Genomic DNA, 1463 nt, shown 5'->3' on the forward strand with positions numbered 1-1463 from the left:
AACGCCGGAAAAAGCTTCCCCTTTGTCGATTGGGTGAAAGGGCAATGGATAATGTGTGCCATCACTACCTGAAACCCGTCGGCACCAAGGCTACGCTACATTAACTAACTCGCTCTAGTGCGCAGATACGGTGCTCACAGATAACTAGATATGGAATACTCTCCCGCTGCCATCAGGCAGATCGACGGTCAGGCTTAATTTTCCACCCATGGCCTCGATATAGCGTTTTAAGGTCGCGAGCTTGACCTCGTTTCCGCGTTGTTCAATCTGTGTAACGGCGGGTTGACTGGCACCCATGGCTTCTGCCAGGGATTTTTGCGACAGTTGCAAATCTTCCCGCATTAACTGCAAGCCCGTTTCCAGGATCATGTCGTCGGCCATTAATTAATAATTCCATTACTCGTTGAAGGAGTTCATTTTGTCACATTTTTCCGATGATCCTCATCTAGCTTATCAGACTCAAGGATCGGGTCCCCTTGTGATCTTATTGCATGGTTTATTAATGAGAGGAACACACTGGATACAAAGTGGGCTGGTGAATACCTTAAGCCAACATTACTGCGTCGCCTATCTTGATTTGCCAGGGCATGGGGATAGCATGGCATTGACCCATTCAGAATCATATACCTTGGAAAATCAGGCCTCTGCTGTCATTCAAATAATCGATGAACTAGGTTACGAGAAAGCACATATCATCGGGTATTCAGCCGGAGCATGGTTGGCTGCGGGGTTATTGAAATACTATCAGGATCGACTTTATTCAGTTGTGATGGGCGGATGGGATATTGTTGGCGGTCTGCCTGCAGGCCCGGATGGCCCGATGACGTTTAATTCTTTCATGTCGTATGCCCGCAAAGCAGCCCCCGATCTCACTTCATGGGTTACGACATCTGCTGAAATCGGTCTCAGCGCGTTTTTCAACTCACTTAACCAAAAATACCACATGGAAGCCGTGGTAAAACAGTCGACGGTGCCTCTATTATTTTGGGTTGGGATACATGATTTTATTTATCCTGATGTAAAAAAATGGGCTATGAAAAATAAACATCCATTTTTATCAGGTAACGGGAATCATATTGTTACTATGTTGCAGCCAGATTTATTCGTTCGCGATGAAATAGTTTCATTTATCGACATGAATCATTATGAGTGAAGGGTATTTTTAAAAATTATTTTTTAGAACGCAACTAAAACCTAAATCGTGCGCTGAAGACGTCTTCACACCAATGATCATGAATAGTCAACCTTGTATTCCCAATCAGCCGCATATCGCTCTTTATCGGGGCACAGGGTGAGCGTCATTATATTGGTATCAAAGCATTATGGAGAAATCAGTGAAAGAAATAGCGGTGGCGTTTCATTACGTTGTGAAACGCTTCTAAAAATTATGATTCGCTCCACATGGCCCGGATGACGTTTAACCTCGGTAGAGGTTGACGCTATTACAGTGCTTCGATGAATAT

At 44.4% G+C, this 1463-nt stretch carries 1 protein-coding gene and 1 pseudogene; one reads left to right on the plus strand and one right to left on the minus strand.

The genetic code is table 11. The features are described from left to right. Nucleotides 1-144: 144 nt before the first annotated feature. Nucleotides 145-381: pseudogene (locus SJI19_RS24585) on the minus strand (helix-turn-helix domain-containing protein); the annotation flags it as partial. Nucleotides 382-418: 37 nt separating this feature from the next. Between SJI19_RS24585 and SJI19_RS24590 the strand changes: the two are divergent. Beyond that, complete coding sequence (locus SJI19_RS24590) at nt 419-1153, plus strand: alpha/beta fold hydrolase (protein WP_323480859.1); 735 nt, start codon at nt 419-421, stop codon at nt 1151-1153. The last annotated feature ends 310 nt before the right edge of the window (nt 1154-1463 follow it).

The organism is Acerihabitans sp. TG2 (assembly GCF_035013185.1).
Taxonomy (GTDB): domain Bacteria; phylum Pseudomonadota; class Gammaproteobacteria; order Enterobacterales; family Enterobacteriaceae; genus Acerihabitans.